At 62.6% G+C, this 19,227-nt stretch carries 17 protein-coding genes and 1 tRNA gene; 11 read left to right on the top strand and 7 right to left on the bottom strand.

What is annotated here, in order from left to right:
- The first annotated feature begins 232 nt into the window (after nucleotides 1–232).
- The 4 genes from PP4_RS09040 (at nucleotide 233) to PP4_RS09025 (ending at nucleotide 5,999) form a co-directional block, all read left to right on the top strand.
- Entirely contained in the window at nucleotides 233–1,285 is a 1,053-nt protein-coding gene (locus PP4_RS09040; RefSeq protein ID WP_016498883.1) for a 2,5-dihydroxypyridine 5,6-dioxygenase, read from the top strand.
- A 70-nt stretch (nucleotides 1,286–1,355) separates the two neighbouring features.
- Nucleotides 1,356–1,832, top strand: coding sequence for a MarR family winged helix-turn-helix transcriptional regulator (locus PP4_RS09035; protein WP_016498882.1), 477 nt, complete (start codon nucleotides 1,356–1,358; stop codon nucleotides 1,830–1,832).
- 133 nt (nucleotides 1,833–1,965) lie between these two features.
- Nucleotides 1,966–2,439, top strand: coding sequence for a (2Fe-2S)-binding protein (locus tag PP4_RS09030; RefSeq protein WP_016498881.1), 474 nt, complete (start codon nucleotides 1,966–1,968; stop codon nucleotides 2,437–2,439).
- Nucleotides 2,436–5,999, top strand: coding sequence for a molybdopterin cofactor-binding domain-containing protein (locus PP4_RS09025; RefSeq protein WP_016498880.1), 3,564 nt, complete (start codon nucleotides 2,436–2,438; stop codon nucleotides 5,997–5,999). Before PP4_RS09030 ends, PP4_RS09025 begins: the two co-directional genes overlap by 4 nt.
- Nucleotides 6,000–6,002: 3 nt before the next feature.
- Here the strand turns inward: PP4_RS09025 and PP4_RS09020 are convergent, their stop codons facing one another.
- On the bottom strand, nucleotides 6,003–6,641 hold the full coding sequence (locus tag PP4_RS09020) for a TetR family transcriptional regulator (RefSeq protein WP_041167666.1): 639 nt from the start codon (nucleotides 6,639–6,641) through the stop codon (nucleotides 6,003–6,005).
- 111 nt (nucleotides 6,642–6,752) lie between these two features.
- Entirely contained in the window at nucleotides 6,753–7,919 is a 1,167-nt protein-coding gene (locus PP4_RS09015; RefSeq protein ID WP_016498878.1) for an MFS transporter, read from the bottom strand.
- Between the two features lie 283 nt (nucleotides 7,920–8,202).
- On the opposite strand from PP4_RS09015, the gene PP4_RS09010 reads away from it, so the two are divergent.
- Nucleotides 8,203–9,420, top strand: a complete 1,218-nt coding sequence (locus PP4_RS09010; protein ID WP_016498877.1) for an amidohydrolase family protein — start codon at nucleotides 8,203–8,205, stop codon at nucleotides 9,418–9,420.
- A gap of 188 nt (nucleotides 9,421–9,608) precedes the next feature.
- On the opposite strand, the gene PP4_RS09005 is transcribed toward PP4_RS09010, so the two are convergent.
- Both PP4_RS09005 and PP4_RS29820 read right to left on the bottom strand, forming a co-directional pair.
- Complete coding sequence (locus tag PP4_RS09005) at nucleotides 9,609–10,487, bottom strand: LysR substrate-binding domain-containing protein (protein WP_016498876.1); 879 nt, start codon at nucleotides 10,485–10,487, stop codon at nucleotides 9,609–9,611.
- A 129-nt stretch (nucleotides 10,488–10,616) separates the two neighbouring features.
- The gene (locus PP4_RS29820; protein ID WP_371321161.1) at nucleotides 10,617–11,267 is read right to left on the bottom strand and encodes a methyl-accepting chemotaxis protein; all 651 of its coding nucleotides are present in this window, start codon (nucleotides 11,265–11,267) and stop codon (nucleotides 10,617–10,619) included.
- Nucleotides 11,268–13,170: 1,903 nt separating this feature from the next.
- On the opposite strand from PP4_RS29820, the gene PP4_RS08995 reads away from it, so the two are divergent.
- Both PP4_RS08995 and PP4_RS08990 read left to right on the top strand, forming a co-directional pair.
- Entirely contained in the window at nucleotides 13,171–13,866 is a 696-nt protein-coding gene (locus tag PP4_RS08995) for a 3-oxoacid CoA-transferase subunit A (protein WP_016498874.1), read from the top strand.
- A gap of 8 nt (nucleotides 13,867–13,874) precedes the next feature.
- Nucleotides 13,875–14,516: a 3-oxoacid CoA-transferase subunit B gene (locus tag PP4_RS08990; protein ID WP_003251131.1), complete on the top strand. Its 642-nt coding sequence runs from the start codon at nucleotides 13,875–13,877 to the stop codon at nucleotides 14,514–14,516.
- A gap of 240 nt (nucleotides 14,517–14,756) precedes the next feature.
- Here the strand turns inward: PP4_RS08990 and arfB are convergent, their stop codons facing one another.
- Nucleotides 14,757–15,170, bottom strand: a complete 414-nt coding sequence (arfB, locus tag PP4_RS08985) for an alternative ribosome rescue aminoacyl-tRNA hydrolase ArfB (RefSeq protein WP_016498873.1) — start codon at nucleotides 15,168–15,170, stop codon at nucleotides 14,757–14,759.
- A gap of 405 nt (nucleotides 15,171–15,575) precedes the next feature.
- Between arfB and PP4_RS08980 the strand changes: the two genes are divergently transcribed.
- Nucleotides 15,576–15,818, top strand: coding sequence for a hypothetical protein (locus PP4_RS08980; protein WP_016498872.1), 243 nt, complete (start codon nucleotides 15,576–15,578; stop codon nucleotides 15,816–15,818).
- Nucleotides 15,819–15,839: 21 nt separating this feature from the next.
- A complete protein-coding gene (locus tag PP4_RS08975; protein ID WP_016498871.1) occupies nucleotides 15,840–16,109 on the top strand; it encodes a DUF3077 domain-containing protein in 270 nt (89 codons plus the stop codon).
- A gap of 114 nt (nucleotides 16,110–16,223) precedes the next feature.
- On the opposite strand, the gene trbK is transcribed toward PP4_RS08975, so the two are convergent.
- Entirely contained in the window at nucleotides 16,224–16,472 is a 249-nt protein-coding gene (trbK, locus tag PP4_RS08970) for an entry exclusion lipoprotein TrbK (protein ID WP_016498870.1), read from the bottom strand.
- 90 nt (nucleotides 16,473–16,562) lie between these two features.
- A tRNA-Ser gene (locus PP4_RS08965) sits at nucleotides 16,563–16,650 on the bottom strand.
- Nucleotides 16,651–16,784: 134 nt separating this feature from the next.
- On the opposite strand from PP4_RS08965, the gene PP4_RS08960 reads away from it, so the two are divergent.
- Entirely contained in the window at nucleotides 16,785–17,456 is a 672-nt protein-coding gene (locus tag PP4_RS08960) for a Bax inhibitor-1/YccA family protein (RefSeq protein ID WP_003251184.1), read from the top strand.
- Between the two features lie 337 nt (nucleotides 17,457–17,793).
- Entirely contained in the window at nucleotides 17,794–19,173 is a 1,380-nt protein-coding gene (locus PP4_RS08955; protein WP_016498869.1) for a nucleobase:cation symporter-2 family protein, read from the top strand.
- Nucleotides 19,174–19,227: the final 54 nt, after the last annotated feature.

Raw genomic sequence — 19,227 nt, 5'->3', positions numbered from 1 at the left:
AGGCACGGAAAAATATTTTTCAAACGCCTGATCGAAAGCCAATACCGCCTATATGTTACCGCAAACATTGGCTAATGTGTGAATAGGTAACGTTTGACAGATAACTTGCGCTTGCCGTGCGGATGCGCTTTCATCTGCCAAAGTAGGGTGTATACACTATTATTTTGCACCGAGACGAAGCGCCAGGCACTGCCATGGTGCACCCCTGTCAACGCCACCCAGGAGAACCCCGATGCCGGTGAGCAATGCACAACTGACCCAGATGTTCGAGCACGTACTGAAGCTGTCCCGCGTGGACGAGACGCAGAGCGTGGCCGTACTCAAGAGCCACTACTCCGACCCGCGCACGGTCAACGCCGCGATGGAGGCCGCGCAGCGCCTGAAGGCGAAGGTGTATGCGGTAGAGCTGCCAGCGTTCAACCACCCGACCGCCATGGGTAACGACATGACTGCCTACTGCGGCGACACCGCACTGACCGGCAACCTGGCAGCGCAGCGGGCGCTGGAAGCGGCCGACCTGGTCGTCGATACCATGATGCTGCTGCACTCGCCCGAGCAGGAGCAGATCCTCAAGACCGGCACGCGCATCCTGCTGGCGGTGGAGCCACCCGAAGTGCTGGCGCGCATGCTGCCGAGCGAAGACGACAAACGCCGGGTGCTGGCCGCCGAAACCTTGCTGAAACAGGCGCGCAGCATGCATGTGCGGTCCAAGGCCGGCAGCGACTTCCACGCCCCGCTTGGCCAGTACCCGGCCGTGACCGAATACGGCTATGCCGACGAACCAGGGCGCTGGGACCACTGGCCCAGCGGTTTCCTGTTCACCTGGCCGAACGAGGACAGTGCCGAGGGCACGCTGGTGCTGGATGTGGGCGACATCATCCTGCCGTTCAAGAACTACTGCCGCGAGCGCATCACCCTGGAGATTGAAAAAGGCTTTATCACCGGCATCCACGGCGGCTTCGAGGCCGAGTACCTGCGCGACTACATGAAGTACTTCAACGACCCCGAGGTGTACGGCATCTCACACATCGGCTGGGGCCTGCAACCGCGCGCGCAGTGGACGGCCATGGGCTTGCACGACCGCAACGACGGCATGTGCATGGACGCCCGCGCGTTCTACGGCAACTTCCTGTTCTCCACCGGCCCGAACACCGAGGTCGGCGGCAAGCGCAAGACCCCCTGCCACCTGGACATCCCGCTGCGCAACTGCGATATCTACCTGGATGACAAGGCCGTGGTGCTGGCCGGCGACGTGGTCGCACCAGAAGAATCACGGGCGCGATAGTGGTTATACTGGCCGGGCGCTCCGCTATTGGCGGCCGGCCAGCACCTTTCCACCCAGCCCAAGCCATCCCATGCCAAAGAAAACCACCCCCAGCAGCGCCCCGCTAGACACCACACCCTATGACGTCACCGAACAAGTCGGCCACCTGCTGCGCAAGGCTTACCAGCGGCACACGGCAATCTTCCAGCAGCAGGCCTGCGACCCGCAGCTTACCTCGATCCAGTTCGTTACCCTGTGTGCCCTGCGCGACCACGGCCCCAGCTCCCAGGCCGAACTGATCAAGGCCACCGCGGTGGACCAGGCAACCATCCGCGGCATCGTCGAGCGCCTGAAGGCGCGCGAGCTGGTGCAGCTGTCACCAGACCCGGGCGACCGGCGCAAGGTCATTGTCGAACTCACCGACAGCGGCGCGGCATTGCTCGACGCAATGATCCCCTGCGCCCGGCAGATCAGCGAATTGAGCATGGGCAGCCTGAATGCCGGCGAACGCGTGGCCATTTTGTACCTGCTGCGCAAGATGATCGACAGCGACGAAAACCCCGGCTGACAAGCTGAGGTGCCCGGCAAACCATCTCTGGCCTGCTTCTTGCTCACTCATTTCATGTAGTGAGTACTTACCGAAACTCTCGCGTCATGTGAGTCCTTTGGTAGCGCAAGCAACCTCCAGAGATGAGCCAACAATGCAAACAACCATCTCCCTGCGGGTCAACGGCCAGCCTGTCGAAGTCAGTGCCATGCCCGACACCCCGCTGCTGCTGATCCTGCGCAACGACCTGTGCCTGAACGGGCCCAAATACGGCTGCGGCCTGGGGGAATGCGGGGCGTGCACGGTGATCATCGACGGCGTGGCCGCACGCTCGTGCGTCATCCCCCTGGCCGGCGCTGCGGGCCGCGATATCACCACCCTCGAAGGGCTGGGCAGCAAGGCCGCGCCACACCCGGTGCAACAGGCGTTCATCGACGAACAGGCAGCACAGTGCGGCTACTGCATGAACGGCATGATCATGACCACCAAGGCCCTGCTCGACCGCATCCCCGACCCCAGCGACGAACAGATTCGCCAGGAACTGTCCGGCAACCTGTGCCGCTGCGGCACTCACGTCGAAATCCTGCGCGCCGTGCGCCGCGCCGCCGAGACCCGGAGAAAAGCATGAACCACTCACAACAGGTGCCCAGCCGCGACCAGCTGCTGGCCAAGACTGGCGTGTTGCTGATCGTCGACCAGATCACCCCACCCTCGGGCCCCGTGGCCAAGGGTGTGACGCCTGTGGTCAAGGCGCGCGAGCTGGCGCTGTTCATCGCTGTCAGCGACGACGGCATGGTCTACGCCTTCAACGGCCACGTCGACCTGGGCACCGGCATTCGCACCTCGCTGGCGCAAATCGTCGCCGAAGAGCTGGACCTGCGCATGGACCAGGTGCACATGGTGCTGGGCGACACCGAGCGGGCACCCAACCAGGGCGCGACCATCGCCAGCGCCACCCTGCAGATTTCCGCCGTGCCCCTGCGCAAGGCAGCCGCCACCGCGCGGCGCCACCTGTTGCAGCAGGCCGCGCATCGCCTTGGCTGCACGCCCGAAGTGCTACGCATCGAAGACGGCGCGGTCATCGCCAGCGATGGCAGCACGCTGCGTTTTGCCGAACTGGTACAGGGCGAAAACCACCAGCTGCACATTGCCGACGATGCCCCGCTCAAGGCCATCGACGACTACCGCCTGGTCGGCCGCAGCGCTGCACGGGTAGACATTCCCGGCAAGGCCACCGGCGAGCTGACCTACGTGCATGACATGCGCCTGCCCGACATGCTTCACGGCCGGGTGATCCGCCCGCCCTACGCCGGTCATGACAGCGGCGACTTCGTCGGCAACAGCCTGCTGGCAGTAGATGAATCGTCCATCGCCCATTTGCCCGGCGTGGTGGCCGTGGTCGTCATCCGCGACTTTGTCGGCGTGGTGGCCGAGCGCGAAGAACAAGCGATCCGCGCGGCCCAGGCGCTGAAAATCAGCTGGAAGCCATTCACAGGCAAGCTGCCCGACCTCAGCGATGTCGCCCAGGCCATCCGCGACAACCCGCGGGTACAGCGCACCGTGCTGGACCAGGGCGATGTCGACGGCGGCATCGCCAATGCCACTCAGCGCCTGAGCCGCAGCTACCTGTGGCCGTACCAGCTGCACGCATCGATCGGCCCCTCGTGCGCGCTGGCCGACTTCACCGATGGGCCGATCCGCGTGTGGTCTGGCACGCAGAACCCGCACCTGCTGCGCGCCGACCTCGCCTGGCTGCTGGAGTGCACAGAGGAGCGCATCGAGATCATCCGCATGGAGGCCGCCGGTTGCTACGGCCGCAACTGTGCCGATGACGTGTGCGCCGATGCGGTGCTGCTGTCGCGCGCGGTACAGCGCCCGGTGCGGGTGCAGCTGACCCGCGAGCAGGAGCATGTGTGGGAGCCCAAGGGCACCGCGCAGCTGATGGAAATCGACGGCGGCCTGAACGCCGACGGCAGCGTGGCCGCCTACGACTTCCAGACCAGCTACCCGTCCAATGGCGCACCTACCCTGGCCCTGCTGTTGACCGGCGCCGTGGAGCCAGTGCCGGCCCTGTTCGAGATGGGCGACCGCACGTCGATCCCGCCCTATGACTACGAACACATGCGCGTCACCATCAACGACATGACGCCACTGGTACGTGCCTCGTGGATGCGTGGCGTGTCGGCCATGCCCAACAGCTTCGCCCACGAGTCGTACATCGATGAGCTGGCCTTTGCCGCTGGCGTTGACCCGGTCGAATACCGCCTCAGGCACCTGTCCGACCCGCGCGCCATCGACCTGGTCAAGGCCACCGCCGACCGCGCCGAATGGCAGCCGCATACCCGGCCCATGCAGGCGCAGGCCGAAGGCGATGTGCTGCGCGGCAGGGGCTTTGCCTATGCACGCTACATCCACAGCAAATTCCCCGGTTTTGGCGCGGCGTGGGCGGCATGGGTGGCCGATGTCGCGGTGGACCGGCGCACCGGTGAAGTGGCCGTCACCCGCGTGGTGATCGGCCACGATGCCGGGATGATGGTCAACCCCGAGGGCGTGCGCCACCAGATCCACGGTAACGTCATCCAGTCCACCAGCCGGGTGCTCAAGGAACAGGTCAGCTTCGAAGAGTCGACCGTGGCCAGCAAGGAATGGGGCGGCTACCCGATCCTGACCTTCCCCGAGCTGCCGGCCATCGACGTGATGATGCTGCCGCGTCAGCACGAAGCGCCGATGGGCAGCGGCGAGTCGGCCTCGGTACCGAGCGCGGCAGCCATCGCCAATGCCATTTTCGACGCGACCGGCATTCGTTTTCGCGAGCTGCCGATCACGGCGGAACGGGTGCGTGCCGCCCTCGATGGCCAAGGTCAGGGCCCTGAAGCGCCCGCGCCAGCGCAGCCGACCACCAAGCGTTCGAAGTGGTGGTTCGGCTCGCTGGCCGGGGTATTCGGCGCTGCATTGGGCGTACTCGCCACAGCCCTGCCCTGGCGCGCTGAAATCGCCCCGGTCACCCCGCCAGGCCCTGGCAGCTGGAGCGCCGCGATGCTCGAGCGTGGGCGCCAGGTGGCGGCGGCCGGTGACTGCGCCGTGTGCCATACGGTCAGCGGCGGCAAGGTCAATACAGGCGGGCTGGCGATGGAAACACCATTCGGCACGTTGTACAGCACCAACATCACCCCGGACCCGGAAACCGGCATCGGCCGCTGGTCGTTCGCTGCCTTCGAGCGGGCCATGCGCGAAGGCATCAGCCGCGACGGTCGGCACCTGTACCCGGCGTTTCCCTATACCTCGTTTCGCAACATCAACGACGCCGACATGCAGGCGCTGTATGCCTACCTGATGTCGCAAACTCCGGTACGCCAGGAAGCACCCGCCAACCAGATGCGCTTCCCGTTCAACCAGCGGCCACTGATGGCCGGCTGGAATGCGCTGTTTCTGCAACGCGGCGAATACCAGCCCGACCCGCAGCGCAGTGCGCAGTGGAACCGCGGCGCCTACCTGGTCGACGGCCTGGGCCACTGCACCGCCTGCCACTCGCCTCGCAACCTGATGGGCGCGGAAAAAGGCGGCAGCAGCTACCTGGCGGGCGGCATGGTCGATGGCTGGGAAGCCCCGGCCCTGAATGCACTGGGCAAATCATCCACGCCGTGGAGCGAAGACGAGCTGTTCAGCTACCTGAGCACCGGGTTCTCCGAAAAGCACGGTGTGGCGGCCGGCCCAATGGGCCCGGTGGTCAGCGAACTGGCCACCCTGCCAAAGAGCGACGTGCGTGCCATTGCCCACTACCTAGGTTCACTCGACGGCGAGCCACAGGCAGTGGCCGCCAAGGCCGCGCCCCAGGTGGACACGCAAGTGTCGCTGAGCAACGGCGAGCGGGTATTCAAAGGCGCATGCATGGCCTGCCACAGCGATGGGCTGGGGCCGAAGCTGTTTGGCGTCAGCCCGTCGATGGCGGTCAACAGCAACGTCCACAGCGCCCTGCCGGACAACCTGCTGCGCGTGGTGCTGCACGGCATTGCCACCCCGGCCACCCGTGACCTGGGCTACATGCCCGGCTTCAAGGACAGCCTGTCGGACCGCCAGGTCGCCGACCTGGCAGCTTACCTGCGCCAGCGCTTCGCTGCCGACAAGCCGGCCTGGCAAGGCCTGGCGGCCAAGGCCGCGCAGGTGCGGGCCAACCCCGGCAGCCACTGAGCGTCAGCGGCGCAGGCCGCGCAGGGCAAGGTCGCTGATAAACACCAGCCAGTCGGCCTTGGCCTGCTTGTCGGCCAGGTCTACGGCCAGAAACGAGCTGAGGGTGTGGCGGTTGGAATTATAGAAATAGCAGAGCGAGGCAATCATCAGGTAGGCGTGGGTGATGTCGATGTCGTCGCGGAACAGGCCCTTGGCCTGGCCTGCTTCAATGATCGGCCGCAGCACGCCGACCGCTTCGCCGGACAGCGCCTTAAGGTTCTGCGACTTGCGCGCGTGCTGGCCCTGGTGAAGGTTTTCGGTGGCGAGGATGGTGACGAATTCGGGGTGGCGCACGTAGTAGTCCCAGATGAACGCCACCAGCTCACGCAGGGCCTGTTCCGGGTCGCCTAGGTCGATGCGCAGCTTGGCTTCGGCCCGGTTGAAGCTGGCGTAGATATGCTCCAGCACGCTGATGAACAGCTTTTCCTTGCTGCCGAAGTAGTAATAGATCATCCGGTCGTTGGACTTGGCCAGCGTGGAGATCTGCTCGATACGCCCACCGGTGAAGCCTTCCTTGCTGAAGACCTTCACCGCAGCCTTGAGAATGTTGTCCCGGGTGCGGTCGGCCTGTTGGGCACGAACACCGGTTTTGCGAGTTTGCATGTCGGTCCCTGAGGGGCTGGCCAGATAACCAACACTGCCACAGACGTTGGGCCTTTGCGAGACAACGTGCTGTATCACCACGCTGCCCGCACTGCTCCAGCAGGCTTACAGCTAAACCGTCGAATCATGCACACTTCCTTGCCTGGCAGGCTTGGCCCCAGCGCCCAGGCAGGTAACTGCAAAGGCAATCACCAATGCCCCGGTACCCAACAGGAAAATCAGCTGCTGGTTGGAGCCCTCCACCAGCATGGCAATCAGTGCCGGCGTCACTGCTGCAGCCCCCATCAAGGTAATGCTGACCAAAGGCGTCAGCTTGCCGGTCGGGTCGTTGGTGGTGATCAGCGCCATGTAGTACGACAACGACAGCACCCAGCCAAAGTTGATCAGCAACAACGCTATGAACAGCTGCATTGGCGTGCGGGTATGGCCGGTGAGCATGGCGATGGAAATGAACACCGCCACCAGCCCTACGGCGATCATCAATTGGCGATTGACCCGCGCACCCAGCAGGCTAGGCAGCCCCGCCCCCGGCAAACCACCGAGGGCCGACAGGCCGAACGCCCAGCCGATATCGACGCCGCTGATGCCCTGGTCTCGCGCCAACTGGTCAATGAAGCCCCATACGCAGTAGATGGCGATCTGCATGAAGAGCATGCCCACCAACGCAGTGCGCCCCGTGCGCGCCGAACCACCCTGGGCAGGCGAGGCTTCGCCACTGGCCAGCAACGCCGCCGGGCGACGCGGCAGCGCCAGGCTGGCGCCGCAGATCAGCAAGTACCACAGGCCAAACGCGCACAAGGCGGTCACCGTGCCACTCTGCGCGGCCAGCAGCGGCAACGCTGCGGAAAACAGCGAGTACTCTGGGGTTTGCAGCAACAGCATCAACCCGAACGAACGGTCCTGGTTGGGCAAGCGGCCCAGCGTGGACACCGCATAGGCATACACCAGTCCCGCACAGGTGCCGGCCGCCAGGCGCACGATCAGTAGCAGGGTGTTGGTGGTGGCAAAGGCGGTCGCGATGCTCAAGGCCACGCACAGTGCGCCCACGATCAGGCACAGGCTGCGCCCGCCGTGGCGCTTCATCAGCACCGGGCAAAGCAAGGTACCCAGGGTCATGCCGATCATCTCGACCGACACCACCCAGCCCTGCTGATCGAGTGACAGGCTCAGTTGCTCCGTGACCAACCCCATGAAGATGGGTTGTACGCCACAGACGATGAAGGAAGTACAGGCGATGAAAATCAGCGCGGCACGCAGCAGCTTGGAATCTTGCGTCATGGGGACCCCGACACGGCATTTGTTTTTATTGTGTGTGGCGACCTGCCCTGAAAGGCGCCGTAGCTGGCGGCTGGGCGGGTCTCATGGGCAATCGTGGGCCGAGATGGAAGGCTTTGAAAGTTAATTATCGGCATCGATATCAGTGGGCTTTTTAATGCAGGCCAGACTGCCCTGGGCTGCATCCATAAATGCACTGAACCCGATCCTGATAATTAATTGGAGACCTATCGGCATCCCCCCTACCGTGGTACGTCACCCAAGCCTCAGTAGAAAAGGCCCGATCATGAACGACCGTGAGTTCATCAACGCCATCGACGCCGATGGCATGCCTCTGCACATTGCCGTAACCAACGGGCGCATCAGCCACATCGGCCCGCAACGCGCCAGCACCCCAGCCCGTGAAACCATCGACCTCGAAGGCCTGCTGGTGCTGCCAGGCTTTGTCGATGGCCACATCCACCTGGACAAGAGCTTTGTCGGCGACCGCTGGCGACCGCACCAACCGGTCGCCAGCCTGCGCGAGCGCCTGGCCGTGGAAAAACGCGAACTGGCCAGTGCCCCACCCATCGTCGAGCGCGCCGATGCGCTGATGCGCCAAGCCGCCTCGTTCGGCACCCTGGCGATGCGCTGCCACGTGGACGTGGACGCCACCACCGGCCTGACCAATCTGCACGCCATGCTCGAAGCCCGGGACAAGTGGAAAGACCTGCTCGACATCGAGCTGGTGGCCTTCCCCCAGGCAGGCGTGGTGAGCTGCCCCGGCACGGCTGAAGTGATGGAAGCGGCCATCCGCGAAGGCGTGCAGGTGGTCGGCGGCATCGACCCCACCACACTGGATGGCGACGCCGACGCCCAGCTGGACATTGTCTTCGGCATCGCCGAACGGCATGGCGTGAAGGTCGACATTCACCTGCACGAGCCGGGCGATATCTGCATCGCCCAGCTCGAGCGCATTGCGGCACGCACCCAGGCACTGGGCATGCAAGGCCTGGTGGCGGTCAGCCACGCCTATGGCCTGGGCGACGTATCCGATGCTGTGGTCGACCGCACGGCCGAAGTACTGGCGGGCGCCGGCATTTCCATCATGACCAACGCCCCCGGCGAACATGCGTTCCCACCCGTGCTGCGCCTGCGTAACGGCGGCGTGCGGGTATTTACCGGCAACGACAACATCCAGGACGCCTGGTGGCCCTACGGCAATGGCGACATGCTGCAGCGGGCGATGCTGGTCAGCTATCGCTCGGGCTTCAATACCGATGACGAGCTGCGGGTTGCGCTGGAAATGGCGACAGAAGCCAGTGCCGGGGTGATGGGCAAACAGGACTATGGTTTGAAAGTTGGTAACGAGGCCAGCTTCGTGCTGTTCAAGGCACCCAATGCCGCTGCGGCGGTGGCGGCTGCCATTCATGAACGGGTGATCGTGCGCCACGGCGCGTTCTGGGGCGGGCCTGCGCAGTTGCAGTTGAAGGCAGTGCAGTTTGCTACCGAACTGCGCCGTTAATCGCAGGCAAAGTACAGACCCCAGCCCTGCGCGGCCCCTGTGGGAGCGGGTTCACCCGCGAACACCGGCAGCGCCGGTGCCATACACCGCGTTGTCTTCTTCGCGGGTAAACCCGCTCCCACAGGGTACGCGGCACGGTTTCGAGCTTTGTACGCTGAGCGAAGGCGCAGCCAATGGGCTGCGCAGGCTCATTCCTCCTCAGCCCGCAATATCCCGATCAGAATTTCAGCCAGCGCCATGACCATAGGGTCCGCCGTAGGCCGATGAAAAATCGCCGCCTCAAACACCTTGATGGGCTTGAACCCCTGCTCCGCCCCAAGCACTCGATGCCCACCCGTCACCACCCGCGACGGCAACAGGCTAACCCCCAACCCGTTAGCCACCGCCTCCTGAATCCCCGCCAGGCTCGAACTGGTAAAAGCGATCCGCCAACTGCGTCCCATTGCCTCGACCGCTCCGATCATGTCATCCCGGTACAATCCCCGCGGCGGAAAGGTCACCAGCGGAATGGGGTCTTGGGCAAAACACGGGTACTGCGCACTGTCGATCCACTCGATGCGCTCTGGCTGGCAGGCATTCGCCTCGCGGCTATGGCGCCGTTGCTTGATCAACACCAAGTCCAGCTCGCCTCGGTCGTAGGTACTCATCAAATCGCGGCTCAACCCACCGGTAATCTCCAGCTTCACTGTCGGATTACGCCGGTTGAACGCCGCCAGCGCCTGCATCGTCTTGCCCGCGACAAAATCGTCCGGCAGGCCGATGCGTACAGTCACTGTCACCCCGCCCGACATGGCCTCGGTCAGTTGACTGCTCACTGCCAGCAGGTGCCGCGCATACCCCAGCAGGGTTTCCCCCGCATCGGTCGGGTGTACCTCGCGGTTGCTGCGGTCGAGCAACTGCTGGCCAACCATTTCCTCCAGCCGGCGCACCTTCTGGCTGACCGTGGACTGGGTGGAGTGCAGGCGCGCGGCAGCGGTGGTGAAACTGCCGCAGTCGGCCACCATGACCACGGTGCGGAGCATGTCCAGGTCATAGATGGCACGGTTGGGTTTGATGGAGTCAGGCATCTGCGGGTTCAGCTTTTGTGGATGGGGCTGGGTACATGATGCCTGAAGCGGCAGTGCATGATGCAATGCCAGAGGGCAAGGCATACCTTGTATGCATGCACGAACCCTTTCGCAGATGCGGTGCTTTGCTCAAGCTGCAGCTGCCCCCTTCTCCTCGCCACTCACCTCGAACTGCCCCACCAGCTTCTGCAACTTGCCAGCATCCACCCGCACCTTCTGCGCGCTGCTCTGCAGCACCACCGCCGTCTGGCGCATCTCGCTGGAGGACTGGTTGACCTGGTCGATGGTCTTGCCGTATTCCACGCTACGCCGGTTGAGCTGCTGGATGATCGCGAACATGCCCTCCACGGCCTGGTGCAGTTGAACGTTCTCGGACGAGGCATCTTCGGCAAGGCGCAGGCTGTTGTCGACGTCCTGTACGCCCTGTTCCATGAAGCTGACGGCCTGGCGGGTTTCGCCCTGAAGGCTCTCGACCATGTGGCGAATGTCTTCGGCGGCGCGCGCGGTTCGCGCGGCCAGGCTGCGCACCTCGTCGGCCACCACCGCAAAACCGCGGCCATGCTCGCCAGCACGCGCCGCCTCGATGGCAGCATTGAGCGCCAGCAGGTTGGTCTGGTTGGTGATGTCGCTGATCAACCCGGTGATGTTGTCGATCTCGACCATGCGGCTGTCGAGCCGCTGCACGCTGGAGGACGAACGCGCCACCACATCGCGAATCGACTGGGTGCCTGCCTGCACCGCCAGAAACTGCTCGCGGGCACGGCTGACCACCTCGTCCATGGCCTGCTTCATCTGCTCGGCACTGACCGAGGCCTGCTGCAGTTCGCCGAGCTGCTCCTCCATGATGATCATCATCTGGTGCACGGCGTCCGCCACATCGGCAGAGCTCACACTCGCCTCCTGGCTGCGCCCGAGCATCATCTGGTTGGTGCTGCCGACCGTGCGACTGGCCTTCACCACCTGCCCCACCACCGCGTCCAGGCGGTCGATGAAGCTGTTGATCCACCGCGCCATGTCGCCGCTCTCATCGTTGCCCAGGGCGCTGGTGTCCAGGCGCTGACGCAGGTTGCCTTCACCCTCGGCGATGGTGCGCAGCACGCTGCTCATGCCATTCAACCTGGCTGCCAGGCGCTTGGGCCCGAACACGCCGAACACCAGCGTGGCGCCGAGCATGCTCACGGCCAGAATCACGTCATTCAGCCCTTGCGGCAGGCCGGCATGGTGCTGCACCAGGTAGTTGCAACCGAATAACCCGGCCATGGTCGCCACGTAGGGCTTCATCAAGCCATAGCTCAGCGAGCGGCGTCGGTAGACCTCTTCCAGGTCCGCCTCGCACATCATGCCCCAGCGGTCGGGCGAACCCGGTAACTGGAACGTTACGCCCTTGCCGACCACCGGCACGTGGCGGTAGTCCGAGTAGCCCGGGTAAGTCACGAACAGGTTGGCACCACGTCTGATGGTTTCCCTTACCCCCGGGTGCAGTTCGCGTGTGGAGGGGTCGGTGAAGCGCAGTTCCAGCTCGGTATGGCGCTGGACCTGCACGGTGGTCCAGGGCGTGTGCACACCACTTTTGAGATTTTCGCCGTGGGTAAAAGTGCCGTCCTCGAAGCGCGAGCGAGACAGGGCTGTGCCAGGCTGGATGGCCGGGTCGAAACGCGACTGCGCCATGAACAGGTAGTTGTCGCCCGACTCGGCGAAAATATGCCCGGCCTCGCGCTGGATCAGGTCGCCCAGAACATCGTTGGGTACCCGACCGCACAGGCAGCCAACGACTTTACCGCCAGCCTTCACCGGCTGGTAGAACATCAGCGTCACTTCGTCGTGGAAGCGTGAAGACGACGGGCCAATGCGCAGGGTCAGCGGGTCGCTGTAAGGGCCATGCAGAAAGGGCGCCTTCAGCCCTTGGGCCAGCGCTGCAGTCTGCTCGATACGTGGCGTACCACGTTGTGGCCAGGTCGAGGCGATGATGCTGCCCGCAGCATCGACGACAAACAGCTCGGAAAAGTCTTCGGCCTGTGCCAGCTTGTCCCGCAGCAGCGTGCTGTCGGGTTGAGCGAACCCTTGCGCGAGTTGCTCCGCAAGTTCCGCCAAGTGCTCCCAGTGCTCGCACGCCCATTCATGCAACAAACGTACGCGGGTCTGGGCGATGGCTTCGAAGGTTTGCTCGATCTGCGGGTAATTCGCCCGGTTCAGGTGACATGCCCAGCCCATTCGGAGCTTTCCGGTTTTACCGAACCAGGGCAGCCAGCCCTTCTCGCTGGATGACAACTGCATGGAACCACTGGAAAGCGACATTATCTTCACCATACGCGACATCGGATGGCAATCTGATAGCAAGTCGCACGCCAACGGCGGGAGCGGTGATTTATGGGGAATTCAAGTCATTGAATGCACAGCACTTGTGCAAGAAAGGTTATGGCAGGCCCTGAATGCACCAACGAGGCGCGAATCACATGAAATCAGGCCCTTATCTGGAATGTGACGAATAACCACCAGAACTGCTCGCACATCGCACAACAGTTCGATAATCGCACAAATTCCGCTAAACCCCCTCTACTGTTGCCCTATCTTGCGGCACGCTATAGCGAAAGTCAGCAAACAATTTAAGCGCTGATTGGCCCCATCGCCTCACACGCGCCGGCCAGCCCGACAACCATACTCCAGGAACAACCAGGAGCTCGCCTTGATCAATAAAACGTACGAGTCCATCGCCAGCGCGGTGGAAGGGATCACCGACGGTTCGACCATCATGGTCGGTGGCTTCGGCACAGCCGGCATGCCGTCCGAGCTGATCGATGGCCTGATCGCAACCGGTGCCCGCGACCTGACCATTATCAGCAACAACGCCGGCAACGGCGAGATCGGCCTGGCCGCCCTGCTCATGGCGGGCAGTGTGCGCAAGGTGGTCTGCTCGTTCCCGCGCCAGTCCGACTCCTACGTGTTCGACGAACTGTACCGCGCCGGCAAGATCGAGCTGGAAGTGGTGCCGCAAGGCAACCTGGCCGAGCGCATCCGCGCAGCGGGTTCGGGCATTGGTGCGTTCTTCTCGCCGACTGGCTACGGCACCCTGTTGGCCGAAGGTAAGGAAACCCGTGAAATCGACGGCCGCATGTACGTGCTGGAAATGCCGCTGCACGCCGACTTCGCGCTGATTAAGGCGCACAAGGGTGACCGTTGGGGCAACCTGACCTACCGCAAGGCCGCGCGCAACTTCGGCCCGATCATGGCCATGGCTGCCAAGACCGCCATCGCCCAGGTCGACCAGGTTGTCGAACTCGGTGAACTGGACCCGGAACACATCATCACCCCGGGTATCTTCGTCCAGCGCGTGGTTGCCGTTTCCGGCGCTGCCGCTTCTTCGATTGCCAAAGCTATCTGAGGCCCGCCATGACCATCACCAAAAAGCTCTCCCGCACCGAGATGGCCCAGCGCGTGGCCGCAGACATCCAGGAAGGCGCGTACGTAAACCTGGGCATTGGCGCACCGACCCTGGTGGCCAACTACCTGGGCGACAAGGAAGTGTTCCTGCACAGCGAGAACGGCCTGCTGGGCATGGGCCCAAGCCCTGCGCCGGGCGAGGAAGACGATGACCTGATCAACGCCGGCAAACAGCACGTCACCCTGCTTACCGGTGGCGCCTTCTTCCACCACGCCGACTCGTTCTCGATGATGCGTGGCGGCCACCTGGACATCGCAGTACTGGGCGCCTTCCAGGTGTCGGTCAAGGGCGACCTGGCCAACTGGCACACCGGTGCCGAAGGTTCGATCCCGGCCGTAGGCGGCGCGATGGACCTCGCCACCGGCGCTCGCCAAGTGTTCGTGATGATGGACCACCTGACCAAGACCGGCGAAAGCAAGCTGGTGCCCGAGTGCACCTACCCGCTGACCGGCATTGCGTGCGTGAGCCGCATCTACACCGACCTGGCCGTACTGGAAGTGACGCCTGAAGGGCTGAAAGTGGTAGAAATCTGCGCGGATATCGACTTTGACGAGTTGCAGAAGCTGAGCGGTGTGCCGCTGATCAAGTGATCGGCGGAACCGGCGGGCAAGCGCCCGCTTGCCGATGTTGCATGGCTACTGTGGGAACTGCCATTGCGCCGGCCTGCACTGCCCCATTTGTGGGAGCGGCCTTGTGTCGCGAAAGGGCTGCAAAGCAGCCCCCAGCAACAGTTGATGTAACCCCAAAATCCGGGGGCCGCTTTGCGGCAGGACTAGCCACGCTGGCATCACCAGATGCTCAGACTCGCCAGCGACGGTCCAACATCAGCCCTAGAAATCCACCTTGCCCCGACCGGCCTTGACAGTGCTCCGCCTGGCTTTGCCCTCAAGCCGGCGGGTCTTCGAGCCAAGGGTCGGCTTGGTGGGGCGGCGTTTCTTCTCGGTCTTGCCGGCAGCGATGATCAACTCGGCAAGACGCGCCAGTGCGTCAGCACGGTTCTGATCTTGAGTGCGGTATTGCTGGGCCTTGATGATCAACACACCGTCGCCGGTGATGCGACTGTCACGCAGCGCCAGCAGCCGCTCCTTGTAGAACTCGGGCAATGAAGAGGCCGGGATGTCGAAGCGCAGGTGCACGGCGCTGGACACCTTGTTGACATTCTGCCCACCCGCGCCTTGCGCGCGGATGTAGGTGAGTTCGATTTCGGCATCCGGCAGATGCACGTTATTGGAGATGGTCAGCATGGCATGGCCCTTGTCATTGCGGCCATTATCACAGCCTTGGCCGCGCGCCCATAGAACAATGCACGATTTCTTGCTATCCCCACCCAAGATGATGTCTATCTGTGTCGAAAAATCAGAATTTTTCGCTTTCTTGTAGGGCATTTCCCAAAGATACTGTTGCCGCCTATTTTCCGTTGCGGGTGCCCTATTGGGGCTCTAGTCTGGGCCGGTCGCTGCTCATCAGCGGCACGGCTTTGACGGGCCGTAACGGTATATAGGTTCTGCGGCGCCCTCAATGGCGGCTGCGCGTGGGGCACGCTTGCGTGCGCCGGAACTTCCTATATCCGCCGGTCTGTCAACCCACGCACAGCTGCCACCTAACCTGTTTGACAGCGGGATCGGCGCAGCCTATCTGGAGATATAGGAATGTTAAAGATGGTCCCCGACCCACCCCACACGCTCCACTCCCTCGAAGACACTCTCATCCAAGCCGCGGAATATCCCGTCTGCGCGCTAGCGATTTCGCAACAAGCGATGCTGATGCAGCCCAAGTCACCTGCAGCGGTGTTGATGATGGCGACGACCCATGAACTTGAGTCCCTGCGCTCGTTGCTTGAGTCCGCATTGATTCAGGCACAGACGCCGCACGAGCTGCGAATACAGCACTGAGCCGATCAGGGAGATGGACCGATGACTACTGACGAGTCGAACGAACAAACCACAGTAGGCAAGACCACGTTCTACCAGGGTGAAAACCAGACCCACCCACTGTTTCGCATCGAAGCCGGTATTTCCTGCAAAAGCGCCCGGGAGCAATCTTCGGAGTTGATGGGGTACGTGCGGGAGCTGACGATTATTGGGTTGATGGAAGAGAAACCGATGATGATCTGGGCGGCGCATTACTTGAGTGCGTTGGCCAAGGCACTGATGGATGATGCCGAGCTGGGCATGATGCGCTGATTTGCCTGGCCAGCTAGTCGGGGTACAAAAGCCTCCGACGTAGGCTCGAGAAGCGCCTACTGCTCCAACCCAATGCCAAAAGCCCCAGCATTACTGCCGGGGCTTTGGCTGTGCTCAGAAGCTGTCAGGTGGGCTCTTTTCGAACTTCCACTTGGTCATCTTTTTGGCAGCATGGAAGCTTTTGCAGTTGGCGATGAACTCATTGCGGTCCCACTCCTTGGAGAGGCTCGCCAGGATTTGCTCATAGGTTTCACCCGAGCAATTCGCTTCGTTGGGTTCAGGCACCCTGTCTTCGGCAATGGCTGTAAGGCTCACGGCAACGCCAAGCGCTGCAACCAGACGTGCAAAAGGCACAATGGACATTCACTCACTCCTTTGAATTGACCCGCTCCAGAAGCCCGTTTTACAGGCCCCAAAAACGCAAAAAGCCCTGAATAATCAGGGCTTTGAATATGGCGGAAGCGTAGAGATTCGAACTCTAGGATAGTTGCCCATCGACGGTTTTCAAGACCGTTGCCTTAAACCACTCGGCCACGCTTCCAGCTCGTTTTGCGGCCGCCATAATACCGTAATGAAACACGCTGTCAAACTCTCTGTGTCGCGGGTTGCAGGAGCTCTGATAGACTCCTAGCATCTGAACGTCTGAAACCACAGGTTTTACCAAGGAGTGTCGCCATGCGCGAACAGGATTACGCCGTCCATCACGGCCAGCAGGTCGAGCAGCAGGAGATCAGCAAGGTCCTGCGCAACACGTACAGCCTGCTGGCGCTTACCCTCGCCTTCAGCGGTGTCATGGCATTCGTTGCCCAGCAGATGCGCGTCGGCTACCCGAACGTGTTCGTGGTGCTGATCGGCTTCTACGGGTTGTTCTTCCTGACCAACAAGCTGCGTGATTCGGCTTGGGGTCTGGTGTCCACCTTCGCCCTCACCGGCTTCATGGGCTTCATTCTCGGCCCGATCCTCAACCGTTACCTGGGCATGGCCGGTGGCGCTGAAGTGGTCAGCTCGGCGTTTGCCATGACTGCGCTGGTGTTTGGTGGTCTGTCGGCCTATGTGCTGATCACCCGCAAGGACATGAGCTTCCTCAGTGGCTTCATCACTGCGGGCTTCTTCGTGTTGCTGGGCGCTGTCGTTGCCAGCTTCTTCTTCCAGATCAGCGGCCTGCAACTGGCGATCAGCGCTGGCTTCGTGCTGTTCTCGTCGGTCTGCATCCTGTTCCAGACCAGCGCGATCATTCATGGTGGCGAGCGTAACTACATCATGGCGACCATCAGCCTGTATGTGTCGATCTACAACCTGTTTGTCAGCCTGCTGCAGCTGTTTGGCATCATGGGTCGCGATGACTGATTGATTGCTGTGTGAGAAAGCCCGCTTCGGCGGGCTTTTTTGTGGGCGCGGGAAATTGGGGGCGCCTGGTCGCGAACGCCAGTTTAGCCATTGCCTCGCACCGCGGTGGATTCTTCGCGGGCTTGCCCGCTCCCACAGGTATTGCGCAAATTCCAAAAGGCAACGGTGTAGGCCGGGACTTTGTTTTCCCTGATAAGTCAGCATCAAATAACTGACTAAAAAGTCAGATAATCAGGCGAATGCTCGCCGATCATGCTGCCATCATGCTTTTCTCTACCGCAATCCCTCTTCACCCCGTAGAATGCGCTCCTTTTTTCTTCCGGGGCGGCTTTCAGCAATGAGCTCACACGAACACAGCCCAGGCGCAGCGGCGCCTGCCAATGAACTGGTGCTTGGCCTGGAGGACAAGCCACGGCTGCTGATCGGCCTGCTGGCTGCCCTGCAGCACCTGCTGGCGATCATCGTGCCGATCGTTACCCCTGGCCTGCTGATCTGCCAGGCGCTGGGCGTTTCTGCGCGCGATACCAACCTGATCGTTTCCATGTCGCTGGTGATCTCGGGTATCGCCACCTTCGTGCAGTGCAAGCGCTTTGGGCCATTCGGCGCCGGGCTGCTGATTGTGCAGGGCACCAGCTTCAACTTCGTCGGCCCGCTGATCGCGGGCGGCGCGCTGATGGTGAAGCAAGGCACGCCGGTAGAGGGTGTGATGGCAGCCATCTTCGGCGTGGTGATCGCGGGCTCGTTCGTGGAGATGGGCGTGTCGCGCATCCTGCCGTTCGTCAAACGCCTGATCACTCCGCTGGTGACCGGTATCGTGGTGCTGATGATCGGCCTCACCTTGATCAAGGTCGGCCTGATCAGCATGGGCGGTGGCTTCGGCGCCATGGCCAATGGCACCTTTGCCAACGGCGATAACCTGCTGCTGTCGGGCGTGGTGCTGGCGATCATCGTGATCCTCAACCGCGTACCCGTGGTGTGGATGCGCAGCTGCGCCATCGTCATTGCCCTGGCGGTTGGCTATGCACTGGCCGGCTACATGGGCCGCCTGGACTTTACCGGCATGCACGAAGCCGCGTTGTTCCAGGTGCCGACCCCGCTGCACTTCGGCCTGGGCTTCTCTTGGGCGCTGTTCATTCCGATGCTGGTGATTTACCTGGTGACCTCGCTGGAAGCCATCGGTGACGTTACCGCCACCAGCAAGGTGTCGCGCCAGCCGGTCGAAGGGCCGGTATGGATGCAGCGGATCAAGGGTGGCGTGCTGGTCAACGGTGCCAACTCGCTGCTGGCCGGTGTGTTCAATACCTTCCCTAGCTCGATCTTTGCCCAGAACAACGGGGTGATTCAGCTGACCGGCATTGCCAGCCGTCACATTGGTATGTGGATTGCCGTGATGCTGGTGCTGCTGGGGCTGTTCCCGAGCGTTGCCGGGGTGATCCAGGCCGTGCCGGAGCCGGTGCTGGGTGGTGCGGCCATGGTGATGTTCGGGGCGGTTGCGGCTTCGGGGATCAATATTCTGGCCAGCACCCGGCTGGACCGCCGTGCGCTGCTGATCATTGCCGTGTCGTTGGCGCTGGGCCTGGGCGTGGCGCAGGTGCCGGAGTTCCTGGCGCATATGCCGGCGGCGATTCGCAATGTGCTGGAGTCGGGTGTGGCTACCGGGGGGATCTGTGCGCTGGTGCTGAACTGGTTCTTGCCGGAGAGCAAGGAGCAGGCTTGAGTCTTGTGTCCTTCTGACAGGGCCATGGGGCTGCTTTGCAGCCCATCGCGACAC

The organism is Pseudomonas putida NBRC 14164, from assembly GCF_000412675.1.
GTDB lineage: Bacteria > Pseudomonadota > Gammaproteobacteria > Pseudomonadales > Pseudomonadaceae > Aquipseudomonas > Aquipseudomonas putida.
The sequence above is the reverse complement of the archived record's forward strand: the minus strand, read 5'-3'. Positions and strand labels throughout refer to the sequence as shown.